The organism is Sunxiuqinia sp. A32, assembly GCF_052690465.1.
Genome location: NZ_JBQYLI010000009.1, coordinates 1 through 15,214 on the forward strand (window position 1 = coordinate 1; position 15,214 = coordinate 15,214).

The 15,214-nt window shown below is 40.8% G+C and carries 16 protein-coding genes; all 16 read right to left on the reverse strand.

Going from position 1 to position 15,214, the window contains the following annotated elements:
* Positions 1-276 precede the first annotated feature (276 nt).
* Complete coding sequence (modC, locus tag ACUNWD_RS10650) at positions 277-1,368, reverse strand: molybdenum ABC transporter ATP-binding protein (protein ID WP_445587790.1); 1,092 nt, start codon at positions 1,366-1,368, stop codon at positions 277-279.
* On the reverse strand, positions 1,365-2,072 hold the full coding sequence (gene modB / locus ACUNWD_RS10655; protein WP_445587791.1) for a molybdate ABC transporter permease subunit: 708 nt from the start codon (positions 2,070-2,072) through the stop codon (positions 1,365-1,367). The genes modC and modB overlap by 4 nt, the downstream gene beginning before the upstream one ends.
* Positions 2,069-2,806, reverse strand: a complete 738-nt coding sequence (gene modA / locus ACUNWD_RS10660; RefSeq protein ID WP_445587792.1) for a molybdate ABC transporter substrate-binding protein — start codon at positions 2,804-2,806, stop codon at positions 2,069-2,071. Before modA ends, modB begins: the two co-directional genes overlap by 4 nt.
* A gap of 10 nt (positions 2,807-2,816) precedes the next feature.
* The gene (locus ACUNWD_RS10665) at positions 2,817-3,215 is read right to left on the reverse strand and encodes a hypothetical protein (RefSeq protein ID WP_445587793.1); all 399 of its coding nucleotides are present in this window, start codon (positions 3,213-3,215) and stop codon (positions 2,817-2,819) included.
* A gap of 11 nt (positions 3,216-3,226) precedes the next feature.
* Complete coding sequence (locus tag ACUNWD_RS10670) at positions 3,227-4,384, reverse strand: porin (protein WP_445587794.1); 1,158 nt, start codon at positions 4,382-4,384, stop codon at positions 3,227-3,229.
* 50 nt (positions 4,385-4,434) lie between these two features.
* On the reverse strand, positions 4,435-4,779 hold the full coding sequence (locus ACUNWD_RS10675) for a winged helix-turn-helix domain-containing protein (protein ID WP_445587795.1): 345 nt from the start codon (positions 4,777-4,779) through the stop codon (positions 4,435-4,437).
* Positions 4,776-5,915 carry a homocitrate synthase/isopropylmalate synthase family protein gene (locus tag ACUNWD_RS10680; protein WP_445587796.1) on the reverse strand — a complete coding sequence of 380 codons (1,140 nt, stop codon included), beginning with the start codon at positions 5,913-5,915 and terminating at the stop codon, positions 4,776-4,778. Before ACUNWD_RS10680 ends, ACUNWD_RS10675 begins: the two co-directional genes overlap by 4 nt.
* Complete coding sequence (locus ACUNWD_RS10685; RefSeq protein ID WP_445587797.1) at positions 5,916-6,221, reverse strand: (2Fe-2S) ferredoxin domain-containing protein; 306 nt, start codon at positions 6,219-6,221, stop codon at positions 5,916-5,918.
* A 119-nt stretch (positions 6,222-6,340) separates the two neighbouring features.
* The gene (locus ACUNWD_RS10690) at positions 6,341-7,600 is read right to left on the reverse strand and encodes a radical SAM protein (RefSeq protein WP_445587798.1); all 1,260 of its coding nucleotides are present in this window, start codon (positions 7,598-7,600) and stop codon (positions 6,341-6,343) included.
* A 20-nt stretch (positions 7,601-7,620) separates the two neighbouring features.
* Complete coding sequence (locus tag ACUNWD_RS10695; RefSeq protein WP_445587799.1) at positions 7,621-9,039, reverse strand: nitrogenase component 1; 1,419 nt, start codon at positions 9,037-9,039, stop codon at positions 7,621-7,623.
* A 16-nt stretch (positions 9,040-9,055) separates the two neighbouring features.
* Positions 9,056-10,384 carry a nitrogenase iron-molybdenum cofactor biosynthesis protein NifE gene (gene nifE, locus ACUNWD_RS10700; protein ID WP_445587800.1) on the reverse strand — a complete coding sequence of 443 codons (1,329 nt, stop codon included), beginning with the start codon at positions 10,382-10,384 and terminating at the stop codon, positions 9,056-9,058.
* A 178-nt stretch (positions 10,385-10,562) separates the two neighbouring features.
* Entirely contained in the window at positions 10,563-11,945 is a 1,383-nt protein-coding gene (gene nifK, locus ACUNWD_RS10705; RefSeq protein WP_445587801.1) for a nitrogenase molybdenum-iron protein subunit beta, read from the reverse strand.
* An 18-nt stretch (positions 11,946-11,963) separates the two neighbouring features.
* On the reverse strand, positions 11,964-13,595 hold the full coding sequence (nifD, locus tag ACUNWD_RS10710; protein ID WP_445587802.1) for a nitrogenase molybdenum-iron protein alpha chain: 1,632 nt from the start codon (positions 13,593-13,595) through the stop codon (positions 11,964-11,966).
* Between the two features lie 15 nt (positions 13,596-13,610).
* Complete coding sequence (locus ACUNWD_RS10715; protein WP_445587803.1) at positions 13,611-13,985, reverse strand: P-II family nitrogen regulator; 375 nt, start codon at positions 13,983-13,985, stop codon at positions 13,611-13,613.
* Between the two features lie 17 nt (positions 13,986-14,002).
* Positions 14,003-14,323 carry a P-II family nitrogen regulator gene (locus ACUNWD_RS10720; protein WP_445587804.1) on the reverse strand — a complete coding sequence of 107 codons (321 nt, stop codon included), beginning with the start codon at positions 14,321-14,323 and terminating at the stop codon, positions 14,003-14,005.
* A 27-nt stretch (positions 14,324-14,350) separates the two neighbouring features.
* Positions 14,351-15,175, reverse strand: coding sequence for a nitrogenase iron protein (nifH, locus tag ACUNWD_RS10725; protein WP_445587805.1), 825 nt, complete (start codon positions 15,173-15,175; stop codon positions 14,351-14,353).
* Between the last annotated feature and the right edge of the window lie 39 nt (positions 15,176-15,214).

The window sequence follows — 15,214 nt, forward strand, 5'->3', positions numbered from 1 at the left end:
TGAACGTTTGCTCTGAAAGCGGCTGCAAAGTAAAGTCTTTATTTTTGATTCTCCAAATGTTTTTTCAAACTTTTTTTTCGCCGGTTTTAACCAGCTCAAAAATAAATCTATATTCCTCAAAACCCCTTTAGAACTTGCCTTCCAGGTCCCCCGGTGTAGCACCGTTATTCCCTTTTAGCGGCTGCAAATATAGACACCTTTTTCATTCTGACAACACCAAAATGAAAATAATTTGAAAGTTTTTTGAAGTAAATTTCAGTGAGGTCTGAATTCCAATTATTTACCTACGAATAAAATTTTCGGCGAAGATGACTTAAACATGCAGTAAACTTTCATTCCTTGAACCAACCCCATATTTATTAATGACTGACGGGTGATTTCAACCAGTAGTAAAAAGCCAACATCTACCATACAAAATGCCTTTCGACCTTGTTCATGTATGGAAACTATTTTGCCCTCTAATTGATTTCGAGCCGAAATATGCCCAACCTTTTCCAATGACAAACTGATGTTCTTTGGAGAAATCCCCATGATCATCTGGTCATCCGGATAAAATTCATGGTCAGAATCAATCAATAAATAGTTCCCAGGGTAATTGGAATAATAATAGAATGCAGTCATTCCACTTTGATAATCGATGCTATGAGCTCTCAATCGAACAGCATTTAACAACTCTTCTGAGTGCAATAAGCGATTGGCGAATGAATCAAATAACAAATCATTATATAATCCCATTCCAATAATGCGCCCATTTTCAACCAACATTAACTGGTCTGTCAACATCAATAAGTCATCTAAATCATGACTAACTACTAAAATCGGCAGATCAAATTTCTCGTGTATCTTTATTAAGTAAGGAATAATGTTTCTGCGTAAGCGCTGATCCAAGGCAGAAAATGGCTCGTCCAACATTAATATAGCAGGAGAATTGAGTAACATCCGTCCAATTGCTACCCGCTGCTTCTCCCCTCCGGAACATTGTTGTGGCTTTTTATCCAGCAAACTTCGTATTTCTAATAAGTCAACCACTTCATCAAACTGAATAGAGGATGTTGGTTGGTAGCCATACAACAAGTTTTTGCGAACCGTCATATGCGGAAATAACCGGCCTTCCTGAAAAACCATTCCAATATTTCGTTTCCTGGTAGGTATATTTATTTTACATGACCGATTATATACTTCGTGACCTTTTATTATTATCTGTCCCTGATCGGGCGTCTCAATTCCGGCAAGTAGCTTCAGTAAGGTTGTTTTTCCATGCCCCGATGGACCAAAGAGCCCAACGATACCATTCGGAATAAATGTTTTTGCCTGAAGCATAAACTCTCCCCGCGTGTATTTTATATCTATATATACCGAATCATTCACGACTTAACCGATTTTAGATAACGACGGGCAACTATCTCAGAAGCCAACATGGCAATAAATGAAATAACAATCGAAATTATCATTAGTCTGAAAGCTTCTGATTCCTTTCCGGGAGTTTGCATGGCCGAAAATAAGGCTAAAGGGATGGTACGTGTTTCACCATATATATTACCTGCAAAGGTGATGGTAGCCCCAAATTCGCCCAGACTTCTTGTAAAGCTCAATAAGAAACCGCTAATTACTCCCGGCAATGCAAGTGGTATTGTAATTGTGAAAAGCACTTTGAACCGACTCGCTCCAAGAATTTCAGCAGCATCTTCCAATTGTTTATCTACCATTTCAACTGCTTGCTTTACGGCACGAACTGCCAATGGAAATGACACAATAATAGATGCAACCACTGCAGCAGGGAAACTGAAGGCAATTTTGATCCCGAAAGTCTCTTCTAAAAAATGCCCCATTATTCCGTTGGTTCCGAAAACTAATAACAGCACATAGCCAGTGGTCACCGGAGGCATCACCATAGGAATATGCAGAAATGCTTCAAAAAAAGCTTTCAGTTTAAAATCCTTTCGGGCCAATAGCCATCCCAAAATAATCGCAAAGGGCAATGATATAAAAGCACAAAGCAACGACACCCTGACTGAAATAGCCAAAGCCGACCACTCAGAACCTGTTAATCCGATATTTAGGAGCTCGATCAATCCGTTTTAAATGAATAATTGCCCAGTATTTTCTTTGTTTCCGAAGAATAAAGATAATCGTAAAATTCTTTTGCCAAACCTTTCGTTGAGATGAGCGCCCGATAATATTCTACTGGTTCATGTGTTTCCTCGGGAAAGGTATGGATGATTTTCACCTTTTTCGACGCCAAAGCATCCGTTTTATATACCACCCCAAAATCAAGCTCTCCTAACTCCACCATCATTAGCGCCGACCGTACATCCTGACTTTGAAAGAGCCGGGAACTTAGGTCAAGCTTATAATAATTGAATACCTGCATGGCATATTTCCCCGCCGGAACAAAACCCGGGTCTCCTATCGCAATTTTACTTTTGCTATATAGTAATAAGGAGTCAACTTTTAAAAATTGAAAATCTCGATCTGATGGTGAAATTAACACCAACTCGTTTTTTGCAAAAACTTCGTTTTCGAGCGTTTTCTCCTTTTCAACCAAAAAATCCATCCAACTTTTATTCGCCGAAAGGTACACATCAGCGTCTGCCCCCTGATCAATCTGCCGGGCAAGCGTTCCTGATGCTGCCAAATTCAACTTTATGGTAACATCTTTTTCCTGCTCAAAATTCTCAGTGAGTTCTGTAATCACATCAGACAAGCTGGCTGCTGCAAAAACAGTAATTTCCTTAGAAGAATTCTTTTTTGCTCCAGAACAACCAACCATCACCACTATTAATAATATATATTCAATTCTATTCATCGCACTAAATTTAGCAGGATTCTTTCAAAACACCCATATTTTTATCAATCCAAGCTTTCAGGTCTGCTACAAATTGAATCATCCGGTCAATTTCTTCATCGGTTGGCTCCAGAGTTTCAAGGATTTCCAAAGAACAGTAATTCATAAACTTGTTATAAAACCGACTTTCTTCTGTAAAAGATTCCGGCACTTCGTATTTCTTTTTCAGCATTCGCAACATGCTTGAGATACTTGAATGCTCAGGTAAATCGCCATCTTTAGAAATCATTGCCGTTAGAAATCCTTCCAATGCCAAACCAATTAAGTTGTAATAAACCAGGTTCCCGAAAGGACGATCCTTTTTCTTTGCACCAACAGTTGTTTTGTAGTAAGCTTCCGCTTCTGAATAATAACCATTCCAAATTTCCATAATTGTATAATTTAAATTACTAATTGAATTCCAAAATTGAGATAATCACCATAGGTACCGCCGGAAGTTACGCGGTGATTGGATGTCGCTTCTCCAGTACGATATATATAATGTATACTGAATTTAGTTTTTTGCTTGATTGAAATTAAGTTTACCCCGGTATCCAATAAACTATCTTCGCCATCATAAAAAGAAGCGTCCGGATAAGTATCATCTCCATTAAACCGGCAAAACATAACCGCAGGTTCCAAAATGCAGCCATTTTGTAAAAAGAAGTTATACGATCCGCGAAGCTGAAAGCAAGTAGCCAGGTAACAAGTAGTATTTTCACGATGGAGCCAATAATATTCACCATCCAGTTTGAAATTATTCAATAACAGTAAAAAGTCAACTCCATATGATGATGATGATTGAAAAGCATCCGTTTTCCCCTGAGTCGATCCACCAGCTCCAATCGATAAGAAACGTTGCGTTTTCATTGGATTCCCTGAAAAAGTATATTTATAAGAAGACCATTCCTTGTCACCAATAGTTAATACGGTGTGCCCAATGAGTAGCGGACTCCATTTCGATTTCGTGAAACTCGAATTATCCTGCCGACTAATCATTGCCACATTATATAATAAGTGACTTTTACCGATATCACCCAAACCACCAATATTTACACCCGGACAAATGCCATTCGTCTTCCCGGTAACAAATTGACGGAGATAACAAGATGTTTCACCTTTATCCAGCGAACTGGTTGCCCATGGTGAAGTCACTGATTCACGACTGAGGTGAGGGAGAAAGCTTCCGCCAGTGATCATCAGCCATTGAGATTTTTCTGCAGGTTGAAAGGTAAAATAGGCACTCCACAGAGAAATCGTGTTTGCATTTGCTTTTCCTTTCGATGACAAATTTTCACTTTTGCCCAGGTAATCGAAAGAACACATGATGTTGTAATTCAACCGATCCATTAAATGTCCTTTCAATCCTAACCGACCTCTTCTGAAATATGAAGCAAAGCGATCAGAAACGTCAACTCCCTCTACTTCAAAATTCTGACTATAAACATTCCAAAATTGGATTTTCGCATACGGTTGTAACGTCGGTTTTAATAATGGTTCTGAAGCAAATACTCCCGTAAATGCCAGAACCAAAAAATATGTAATTAGTTGTTTTTGCATACTCTTCTCTTTAACCAATACACCCGTTATCTTTTTTTGAATAACGGTTTTCAAAAAAAAGGCTCAAATGCCTGGTTTAATTCGCGGATAAATTGATCGAACCGCTTTTCTGCTTCGCTATACAGTTTCAGCACATGAACACCTTCTGGAGTTAATCTGGCAAAACCTCCGCCGATACCACCTCTGACAGATTCAATCAGTTTTTTACCGGCAGCACAATTGAATTGTACAATTTCAGTATAAACTTTAGAATATGAGCTACCCATTTGAGCCGCAGTTCCCGAAATAGATCCTGTTTCGTTAATGCCTGCCAAAATCTGCATCCACAAATGACATTTTACTCCTTGATCACCCATCCCAAACCAAATGGCACCTTCAATGACTTTCTTTCTCATTTCTGCTCGTTTATTGAGAAAGAGTTCAGAAGTAACAATGCATCCTCGTAATCCAAAGCCTTTTTAGCTTTTCGGGCAATATCTTTCATCCGTAGCATGATTTCATGCAATTGCTCCTTAGAAATTAAAATTCCTTTTGAACGTAAATAATGATTGAGTCCTCCACTACCGGAATGCTTTCCGAAGACCAACTCAGTTTCGCGTCCGAAATCAGCCGGATTGAAAGCCTGGTAGCTCAATTCGTTTTTCACTAAGCTTCTACAATGAATCCCGGACTCGTGACGACAAATCATTTCACCGACGATGGGCTTTGATTCATGAATCTTCCTTTGTGAAGCCTCAGAAACTGCCAAACAAAGATCCTGTAACTTGTCCAGTTGAATTTCACAATCCATCTGGGCCGACACTTTCAAGGCTGCAGTTAATTCTTCCAAACAGGCATTCCCAGCTCTTTCGCCCAACCCATTTACAGTTACACTGGCAGAAGAACATCCAGCCATTGCAGCGGAAACCGTATTGGCTGTAGCCATTCCCAAATCATTGTGTCCATGAAATTCAAAGTCTACTCCAGGAAAGTGCTTATTTAACCAATTGAATAAATCCATGGTTGAAAGCGGATTCAAAGTTCCAACTGTGTCTGCAATTCGGATTCGATCAGCACCGTAGAATAAACAGGTGGAGATAAATTCATGAAGAAAACTCTTGTCAGCACGACTTGCATCCTGTGCACCAACTGCAACGAAATCAAACCGCTGACGAGCGAAAGTCATCATAGGACGAATGTTTTTCATCACCCATTTGCGATTTTTATCAATTGCTGACTGTTGAATATCCGACACCGGAAATGAAATATTCATTCTACTGGCACCTGTTTTCTCAGCAGCAACCATATCTTCTTCGGTGGCACGCCCCCAGCAAGTTGATTGAAAACTAAAATTGGATCGAACAATCTCACGAATGACTGCTTGTTCGCTCTTGCCCATAATGGGGGTCCCCACCTCCAGCTCTTTCACACCTGCTTCGTCGAGCAAAGCAGCGATTTTCAGTTTTTCATCAAAACTGAAAACTACCCCCGGGGCTTGTTCGCCGTCCCGGAGAGTAGTATCAATAATATGGAAAGATTTGCGGGGTTTCATTTATTCACTGATCAAATATTCCTCAACAGCTTCTCCGTCTTCCAATGCATCCAAAATTTCATCAATCCTCTCCTCTGTGATCCCACCGTACCAAAGGTTACTTGGTTGAATAACCATAACTGGTCCTTGAGAACATACATTCAAACATGCAGTTGACGAAACTGCTGCATCGATTCCACGATCGTTACACTCTTCCATAATGTACTGGATAAAATCACCAGCACCATTCTTGTTGCAATACCCTTTGGCATCGCCAGCAACCCGGTACGAGTTGCACACCAAAATGTGATATTCAGGTTTTTTCATTGTTGAAATATTTAAAGGTTTTACTTTTTAAAGTCACCCTGTCTGTCAGTTGACGGATCAGGATCTGTATTTATTATTGTTGGAGATCCCGAAACAAGTTCGGGATCACTGCTTCAGAATTACCCACAGCCGGTTCCGCTACCAGAACATTCAGCTCCACAACGGAACACATCTGCTTTTTTAATGGTTTTCATATTCTTTCCTTTGTAGATTGCATCGAGTCCATCGTCAATTAAACCTGTCATCTCAACAATTTTAATTCCCGAGCGACCAATAATTGATGAAGGTGATGGCCCGATTCCGCCGACCAACAAGGCACGGCAATCTTCCAAACTTTTTCCCAAGGCTTCCCAACGCAGGTTCCCGGTTCCGGATGGAGGGGTTCTTCGTTGTTCCACCATTCGATATCCAGATGGAGTTTCTTTATATATATATAAGTGATCGGCCTCACCCAAATGCTGATTTACCAACATTCCCTCATGACTGGCAATAGCAACATACGGACGACTCTCATCGACTGAAACCGACATGTTTGCCACTTCAGATAATAATTTTGCAGCTTCAGGATCATCTTTTCCAAGCAGGCCAACAGCATCTGCACGACACCTTGCGCAATGAGTCATTGGTTTGATATGTTGTGCAATTTTAGCTCGAACCTCTCGCATCATTATTACAGATGGCTCTTCAAAATCTTCAAAAGGTGTATCTGCTACCGGATAAAGAGGAATTGCATTCATCAAATCAGCCCCCATCTCTTTAGCAGCTTTTGCAATATCTCCCACCAAATGATCATTAATTCCAGGTATTACAATGGTATTTATCTTGACTGTAATATCGTACATCTTCAACATGCGGATAGCTTCCAGCTGTTTGTCGAGCAATAGCTTTGCACCTTCTACTCCCAAATATCCGCGCTTATCAAAGCGAACCCATTTATACACGTCCTTGGTCACCTCCGCATCCAATGCATTCATGGTGATAGTCACATGACTTACCTTTAATTCGGCCAGTTCGTCAACATAAGGTGCAACATTCAACCCATTTGAAGAAAGGCACAAAATCATCTCTGGGAATTCTTTGCGAATCAATCGTAATGTGGTCATGGTTTCAACTGGATTTGCAAATGGATCACCAGGGCCAGCGATACCAACCACAGATAGATGTGGCATTTTCTCTTTTAACTTAATCAGATAAGTTAGTGCCTGTTCTGGCGACAAAACTTTACTGGTTACCCCCGGACGACTTTCATTTACACAATCATTATCCCTTTTACAATAATTACATTGAATATTGCATTTGGGAGCCACGGGTAAGTGAACCCGGGCATATTTTCCTTTCGCTTCTTTACTAAAACAAGGATGTTTTTCAATGTCTATCATAGCGTCAATCTTTTATCGTTCTACATGTATTTATAGCCGACCGGTGAATGGTCTTGTTTATATTCTATTATTGAATTTACAATCTGATCAAATAGCTCTTGTGTCCCGGCGTATCCAATGTGTTTGATACGCTGTCCTCCAATTCGGTCGTGAATTGGGAAGCCACAGCGAACTATCGGAATTTCCAACTCTCTGGCGATGTAATAACCTTTGCTGTTTCCGACCATGATGTCTGGCTTATTTTCCTGACACCATTCATGGATTCTTTCATAGTCCCAGCCATTCTTCGCCAGTATTTTATCTCCTCTTTCAGGACAATACTCTTTAATTTCATCCGCCAGTTTACCACTTTCACCACCAGTGGCAGCCAATACAACGTCAATTCCAACTTCATCCAGAAAAGCAGTCATTGCAACTACAAAATCTTCTTCACCATATACCACTGCTTTCTTTCCAAAAATGTATTTATGACCATCGGCGTAAGAATCAATTAGCCGACCTCGCTGGCCTTCGTAAACCTCAGGCATTTCTTTCCCGGTAACTTCTGTCAGTATTTCAAAAAACTGATCAGTTAACTTCACCCCTATTGGCATTGGCATCCGGTAATTTTTCACTCCAAATTCTTTCTCCAAATAGGTGCCTCCTGAAGTTGTAAGGTTTTTATTTTTAACCCTGCCGGATAAACTTCCACTATTCAGGATGGTTCCAAACTCAATAGATGCTGCAGCCGAACCGGCAGTTTCAATCTTCTGAACCGGAGTACCACCTTCCGGAATGCGTTTATAGGTTTTCCAAATCGGGTTATCAAGGGTTTCCGAATAGTCGGGAAGCAAAACGAAATCAGTAGCCAAATCATACATTGTTTGTTTTAGTTGTCGTAAATCTTCTGTTGAAACAAATCCGGAGAACAGGTTAATGTGGTCTCCCTTTTCGCCTCCCTTAGCTAATGATTTTACTGTTGCTGCAACGGCTTCATGGAAACCATCCATATGAGATCCCTGATAGCTGGGGGTTGCTGCAGTAATGAAATGTGGTATTTCTTCGTCCTTTTTCTCTTCGATATAGTTTTTGATGTAAAATTTCACATCGTCGCCAATCGTTTCACTTAGGCAAGTTGTACTCATCGCAATAACTTCCGGCTTATAAGCACTGATCACATTGTCAATTGCCTGGTGGCAGTTTGCAGCTCCGCCAAAAATGGTTGCCTCTTCTGAGAAGTTGGAGGATGCAATATCAACTGGCTCTTTATAATGACTAATTAAATACCTTCGGATGTATGTGGCACATCCTTGTCCGCCATGAATGATGGGGACACAGCCGCGAATACCTTTGAATGCAATTGCTGCCCCAAGCGGAGCACAAAGCTTACAGGCATTGCGTGTTGCTGTAAATTCTTTTGTTGATTTTATAACAGGTGCATATTCAAACATGTCCTTCATTTTTTGAGTTGCGTTGTTATTTCATGAATTGCCAAACCGGACTGCAAACAGATGCATGTACTTCTTTGGCAAAATTTAGCATTCCCTCATATCCCGCGAGGGCTTCTTTACGTTCGTGGTTATGATCACAAAATCCCAATCCCAGTTTGTAAGCGATCGGGCGTTCTTTCACACCTCCAATAAACAGGTCTGCACCAGTTTGCTTCACAAATTCTGATAGTTCATTGGGGTTGGAGTCATCCACGATAATAGTTCCATCGTCACACAAGTCTTTCAGCAAATTGTAATCGTCCTGATTTCCTGTTTGGGAACCGACAACAACTGTCTTCATTCCGATTAGCCGCAAAGCTTTCACCAATGAAATTGCTTTGAATGCACCACCAACATAAATGGCAGCCTTCTTACCCTGAAGACTTTCTTTATATGGCTGAAGTGCCGGTAATAATTTGCTAAGTTCTTCTTTCACCAATGCCCTGGCTTTTTCCATCATTTCATCCGACTTGAAGAATTTAGCCACTTCGTAGAGTGCATCCGACATATCTTCAATTCCGAAATAAGAAACTTTCATGAATGGAATGCCATACTTCTCTTTCATCTCTTTAGCCAATCCTATCATCGATCCCGAACATTGAACGACGTTTAGCTGAGCAGTATGAGCTTTTCGAACATCATCAACCCGTCCGTCGCCAGTCATCGCAGCAACCAGGTTAACACCCATTTTTTTGTAGTATTCCGACAGCATCCAGAGTTCACCAGCCAGGTTGAAATCTCCTAAAATATTGATGCTGTGTTTTGGTGCTTCATAAGTAGTATCAGTTCCAATTAATGTTGAAAGTGCCCCGCATGCAACTTTATATCCATCTTTTTTGGTTCCGCTAAAACCTTCCGACATCACCGGAATTACATCAATTCCTTTTTCACGTGTTACCCGTTTACAAACTGCAGCCACATCATCGCCAATAACCCCTACGATGCAGGTTGCATAAACAAAAGCGCCTTTCGGCTTGTACATATCGATCAAGCTAATTAAAGCTTTGTAAAGTCTTTCTTCACCACCAAATACGACTTCTTTTTCTTTCAAATCAGTTGTAAAACTTAGTCGGTGAATTTGAGGTCCGGAGGAGAGTGCTCCCCGTATATCCCAGGTGTAGGCTGCACAACCTACTGGTCCGTGTATTAAATGCAAGGCATCCGCAATTGGATATAAAACCACGCGTGATCCACAAAATACACATGCCCGCTGACTTACCGACCCTGCCAAGCTTGCTTTTTCACAAGCGATTTGAGTCCCGTCTTTACCTTTTTCAAGGATTTGTGCCCTTCTATCTTTCAATAATTCTTTCATCTTTCCATATTTTTTGAAGAAAGGGGAGGTTGCGGGTAATGACCTCCCCTTGTTTTTGACATTATGAAGAACATGTGTTTCGGAGTAGGTAATCCGAAACTCCTTCCAATTGGCTGAAGGGAAGGATATCTTAAGTTGAAAGGCAACAGGTAGCAAGTACCTGCGCCAATCATATATATTACATAGTCAGTTCAAATGTTTCTTCTGGAGTTGTTGCATCCATGTTATCCATGATGGCACTCAGGAATTTTTCCAGGATACGCAATCCTCCCAGGTAACCAACCGTTGGGAAGTAACTGTGTCCAATACGATCGAGGATTGGGAAGCCCATGCGAACAAATGGGATACCTTCATCACGAGAAATGTATTTTCCGTAAGTATTACCAACAATCAAATCAACTGGTTCCTGCTTAATCCACTGATGCATTAAAAACATATCAGCTTGTGGTCCGTTTTTGTATTTAGCTTCAGGACAACGTTCTGCAAGTAATTCTTCCATTTTCTTCATGAACTTTTTACCTGGAGTACCAGAAACGATATATACAGGCTTCATATCCATATCCAACATAAATTCTACCAATGGAATCAACTGATCTGGGTCGCCATAAAGTGCTACGCGTTTTCCGTACAAATATTGGTGCATATCTGTGATTGCATCAACCAAACGTCCACGCTCATCAGTAACAGAATCAGGAATAGAAACCCTACCCGCTTTTGCCAAGGCTTGAATAAAACGGTCTGTAGCTTTCAATCCAATTGGAAGATCAACCAGATCAAATGGCACTTTGCATTTGTTATCTAAAGCGATAGCTGCAGCGCGAGTTCCCCATTCGCCAAGAGCAATAGTTTTTAAACTGTCACCCATGCTAACCATTTCAGGAATAGTTGTCCCCCCTTTTGGATACATCTCGTAAGTACCAACCATTGGGGTATCCAAAACATCAGAAGTATCAGGCAGAAGAACAGAATTGATTTTCAGCAAACCAACCATTCTTTTCAACTCTCTCATATCAGATGGTTCAACCCAACCAGAAAGCAAGTTTACTTGTCTTTTCTTTTCATCTGTTTTTTCAGCAAAATACTTTACAATTCCTTCCAACATGTTGGCATAACCGGTAACGTGAGAACCCACATAACTTGGTGTTGATGCCTGGATAACGTGTTTTCCTAATGGAATTTTTCCGTCGTCTTTTGCTTTGGCCACAATCTGGGCAAGGTCATCACCAATAGTCTCAGACAAACAAGTTGAATGAACTGCAATGATTTCAGGTTCGTAAATTCCAAAGATGTTATCGATTGCTTGCAGCAAGTTAGCTTGCCCACCAAAAACCGAAGAACCCTCTGTAAATGAACTTGTAGCAGCCATAACGGGCTCTTTGTAGTGACGAGTCAATGCGCTTCTGTGATAAGAGCAACATCCTTGTGACCCGTGACTATGAGGAAGGCATCCGTGAACTCCGAGAGCAGCATACATGGCACCTACCGGCTGACAAGTTTTTGCCGGGTTGACGGTCAATGCTTTCCTTTCTTTTACTTTATCTGTTGTATGTCGTAGTAACATTTTTTTATCCTCCTATTATTAAGCTTCAATGGTCATACTTCCAACGATCTCAGGCTCATCTTTCCATGGTGTAGCAACCAATTTCCAAATGTCAGTAGCCAACATACGTTGCATTTCTTTATAGAAGTTGATTGCTCCGCCGAAGGCTGCATAAGGGCCGCCGTAATCGTAAGAGTGCAACTGTTTTAGAGGGACGCCGTATTTTTGCACCACGTATTTTTCTTTAATACCAGCACAGAATACATCAGGTTTGTAGAACTCAATCAGCTTTTCAGTTTCCCAGTGGTTCACATCATCAATTACCAATGAGTTCTTTTTCATCTCAGGCATCATTCCGACATAGTCACTGAATTTGTAGCCAGCTTTTTCCAGTTCTGCTTTCTTGGAAACAAGATCTTCGCGGAAGTGCTCATCATCTTTACTGACTGATAAGTCTTCAATGTTTCTCGTATCGGCATCAATCTTAATACTTGGAATAACTTCGCGACCTTCATAATCATCACGGTGAGCAAACTCATAACCAGCAGAAACAACACGAATTCCAAGTTCATTAAACAAATCCTGATAGTGGTGAGCACGAGATCCACCAACGAACATCATTGCTAATTTACCTTCCACCTTTGGCTTAACTTCTTTAGCAATCGCTTCCACTTTTGCCATTTCACGCGCACAAATCTCTTCCACTTTGGCAGTCAATTCTGCATCGTTGAAATATTCAGCAATCTTTTGAAGTGACTTGACAGTTGAATCAGCACCAATGAAGTTCACCTTAATCCAAGGGATACCATATTTCTCTTCCATCATCTCAGCAATGTAGTTGATGGAACGGTGACACATTACCATGTTTAAATCGGCGGTATGGGAGTATGCCATGCTCTCGATGGTTGAGTTCCCTGAGAATGTTGAAAGAAGTGTAATCCCTGCTTCTTCAAACAATGCTTCAATTTCAAAGGCATCACCACCAATGTTATACTCACCCAACAAGTTCACCTGAAATTTACCGGTACGTTTGCGTTCATCTTTACCAACCACGTGAGTAAATACACCGTTGTTGGCAATGTGGTGACCAGCAGACTGAGATACTCCACGGTAACCTTCACAACTGAATCCGAAAATGTTGATTCCCAACTCAGCCTTCATATCACGAGCCACAGAGTGAACATCATCACCAATCAAACCAACCGGACAAGTGGAGAAGATACCGATTGATTTTGGGCTAAACATCTCATATGCCTCACGGATCGCTTCCTTTAGTTTCATTTCACCACCAAAAACAATGTTTTCATCTTGCATATCAGTAGAGAACGAGTAGGTAATAAAGTTATCACCACCTTCAGGAACCCGTGTTTGGTTACGACGAGTTAACCAAGCGTAAAAACTACATCCGATTGGACCGTGCACCAAGTTTATAATATCTCTTGTAGGCCCCAAAACCACCCCTTTACATCCAGCGTAAGTACAACCACGCTGTGTGATGATTCCAGGTACAGTCCGAACGTTTGCAAGAATTTCCTGTCCAGCTCCTGGTTCATTGATGACCATTGCCTTGTCACGTTTCTTGGCGATTTTTCGTGGATATTTTTTCAGAATCTCTTCTTTCAGTTTCGAAGGATCTGGTAATCCGTTTGTATAATCTATATTTTTAGGCATAATTGTAAATTTTTATCAAAGAATTGTTGTGCCAGTTTCACCTGTACGAACACGACATGCATCATCCAAAGGAAGGACGAAGATTTTTCCATCTCCGGGTGCAGGTGTCTGGTTAACTTCAATAATCGTATCAATTGTTAATTGAACGTTGTGGTCCGAAACAGCGATGTTAAGAACTCGCTGTGGTCTGAGTCTGGGTTCTTTTCCAAGATGGGCCAGTGCTTCGGGAGTATCGTTTTTGACTCCTTCCAAAACTTTTGCATCCCATAAGCCTTTTCCTCTTCCGAAAACTTTTCCGGTTGCTGTCATCGAAGTAATGCCAGCTTCGGTTAAGGCTTTCTTGGTTGCGTTCATTTTATCGATGCGGATAATTGCCAGTATCATTTTCATAGTCTTGGATTTTAAGGTTATAACTCTTTTGTTCCACGACTGATGGTGTATGCTTCATCGACTGCTGTAACGAATATTTTCCCATCTCCAAATGCTCCGTTTGGTTCTGTGCGGGCAGCTTCCATAATAGTCGTGATTGCAAAATCCTTGTCTTCGTCTTTCACAACGATGATTAACATTTCTTTTGGCAATTCATCGTAAGTAACATCCCCGATTTTGATACCGCGTTGTTTTCCACGTCCAACCACTGGAATTTTTGTTACTGCAACATAACCGGCTTCAAAAAGGGCTTTCAAAATCTTACTTGACTTTTCCGGGCGAATAATAGCTCTGATCATTAACATGGTTTTTTCCTCCTATTTTGTTTAGTTAGCAATTCCGAAATCAATTAGTAATTTTTCCAGTTCCTCAATTTCAAGAGGCTCAGGGATCACAAACGTCTCATTATCATTAATAGCTTTTGCTAATGCACGATATTCATCAGCCTGAACATGATCTGGTGCAAAATCAATTACTGTTTTTCGGTTAATCTCAGCTTGTTGAACCATGTTATCACGAGGTACAAAGTGAATCATTTGGGTACCTAATTTTGCAGCTAATTGCTCAATCATTTCACGCTCATTATCAACTTTACGAGAGTTGCAAATCAATCCTCCTAGTCTCACAGATCCAGCTTGAGCATATTTTTTAATACCCTTACAAATGTTGTTTGCAGCATACATTGCCATCATTTCACCTGATACAACAATATAAATCTCTTCAGCTTTACCATCACGAATAGGCATTGCGAAACCACCACATACAACGTCACCAAGTACATCATAGAAAGTATAGTCAGTTTCGTATTTTTCATCCCATGCACCCAACTGCTCCAAAAGGTTTATAGAAGTAATGATTCCACGACCGGCACATCCTACGCCTGGTTCAGGACCACCTGACTCAACACAACGAGTACCAGCGTAACCTGGCTTGATGATATCATCAAGATCAATATCTTCACCTTCTTCACGCAAAGTGTCAAGTACTGTTTTCTGTGCAAGACCACCTAATAACAAACGAGTTGAATCTGCTTTAGGGTCACATCCAACAACCATTATGTTTTTTCCTAATTCAGCCAAACCGGCAACTGTATTCTGGGTTGTGGTTGATTTACCAATACCACCTTTACCATAAATTGCAATCTTCCTCATGTTTCAAAATTTTTAAGGGTTTAACATTTTTGTTTGACC

Excerpts from the sequence above, each read along its gene's own strand:
- ACUNWD_RS10675 (WP_445587795.1), bottom strand. The coding sequence starts at position 4,779 with ATGAGAAAGAAAGTCATTGAAGGTGCCATTTGGTTTGGGATGGGTGAT.
- ACUNWD_RS10665 (WP_445587793.1), bottom strand. The coding sequence starts at position 3,215 with ATGGAAATTTGGAATGGTTATTATTCAGAAGCGGAAGCTTACTACAAA.
- nifE (WP_445587800.1), bottom strand. The coding sequence starts at position 10,384 with ATGAAAGAATTATTGAAAGATAGAAGGGCACAAATCCTTGAAAAAGGT.
- modA (WP_445587792.1), bottom strand. The coding sequence starts at position 2,806 with ATGAATAGAATTGAATATATATTATTAATAGTGGTGATGGTTGGTTGT.
- ACUNWD_RS10720 (WP_445587804.1), bottom strand. The coding sequence starts at position 14,323 with ATGATCAGAGCTATTATTCGCCCGGAAAAGTCAAGTAAGATTTTGAAA.
- nifD (WP_445587802.1), bottom strand. The coding sequence starts at position 13,595 with ATGCCTAAAAATATAGATTATACAAACGGATTACCAGATCCTTCGAAA.
- ACUNWD_RS10680 (WP_445587796.1), bottom strand. The coding sequence starts at position 5,915 with ATGAAACCCCGCAAATCTTTCCATATTATTGATACTACTCTCCGGGAC.
- ACUNWD_RS10695 (WP_445587799.1), bottom strand. The coding sequence starts at position 9,039 with ATGAAGGACATGTTTGAATATGCACCTGTTATAAAATCAACAAAAGAA.
- nifH (WP_445587805.1), bottom strand. The coding sequence starts at position 15,175 with ATGAGGAAGATTGCAATTTATGGTAAAGGTGGTATTGGTAAATCAACC.
- ACUNWD_RS10685 (WP_445587797.1), bottom strand. The coding sequence starts at position 6,221 with ATGAAAAAACCTGAATATCACATTTTGGTGTGCAACTCGTACCGGGTT.
- ACUNWD_RS10690 (WP_445587798.1), bottom strand. The coding sequence starts at position 7,600 with ATGATAGACATTGAAAAACATCCTTGTTTTAGTAAAGAAGCGAAAGGA.
- ACUNWD_RS10715 (WP_445587803.1), bottom strand. The coding sequence starts at position 13,985 with ATGAAAATGATACTGGCAATTATCCGCATCGATAAAATGAACGCAACC.
- ACUNWD_RS10670 (WP_445587794.1), bottom strand. The coding sequence starts at position 4,384 with ATGCAAAAACAACTAATTACATATTTTTTGGTTCTGGCATTTACGGGA.
- nifK (WP_445587801.1), bottom strand. The coding sequence starts at position 11,945 with ATGTTACTACGACATACAACAGATAAAGTAAAAGAAAGGAAAGCATTG.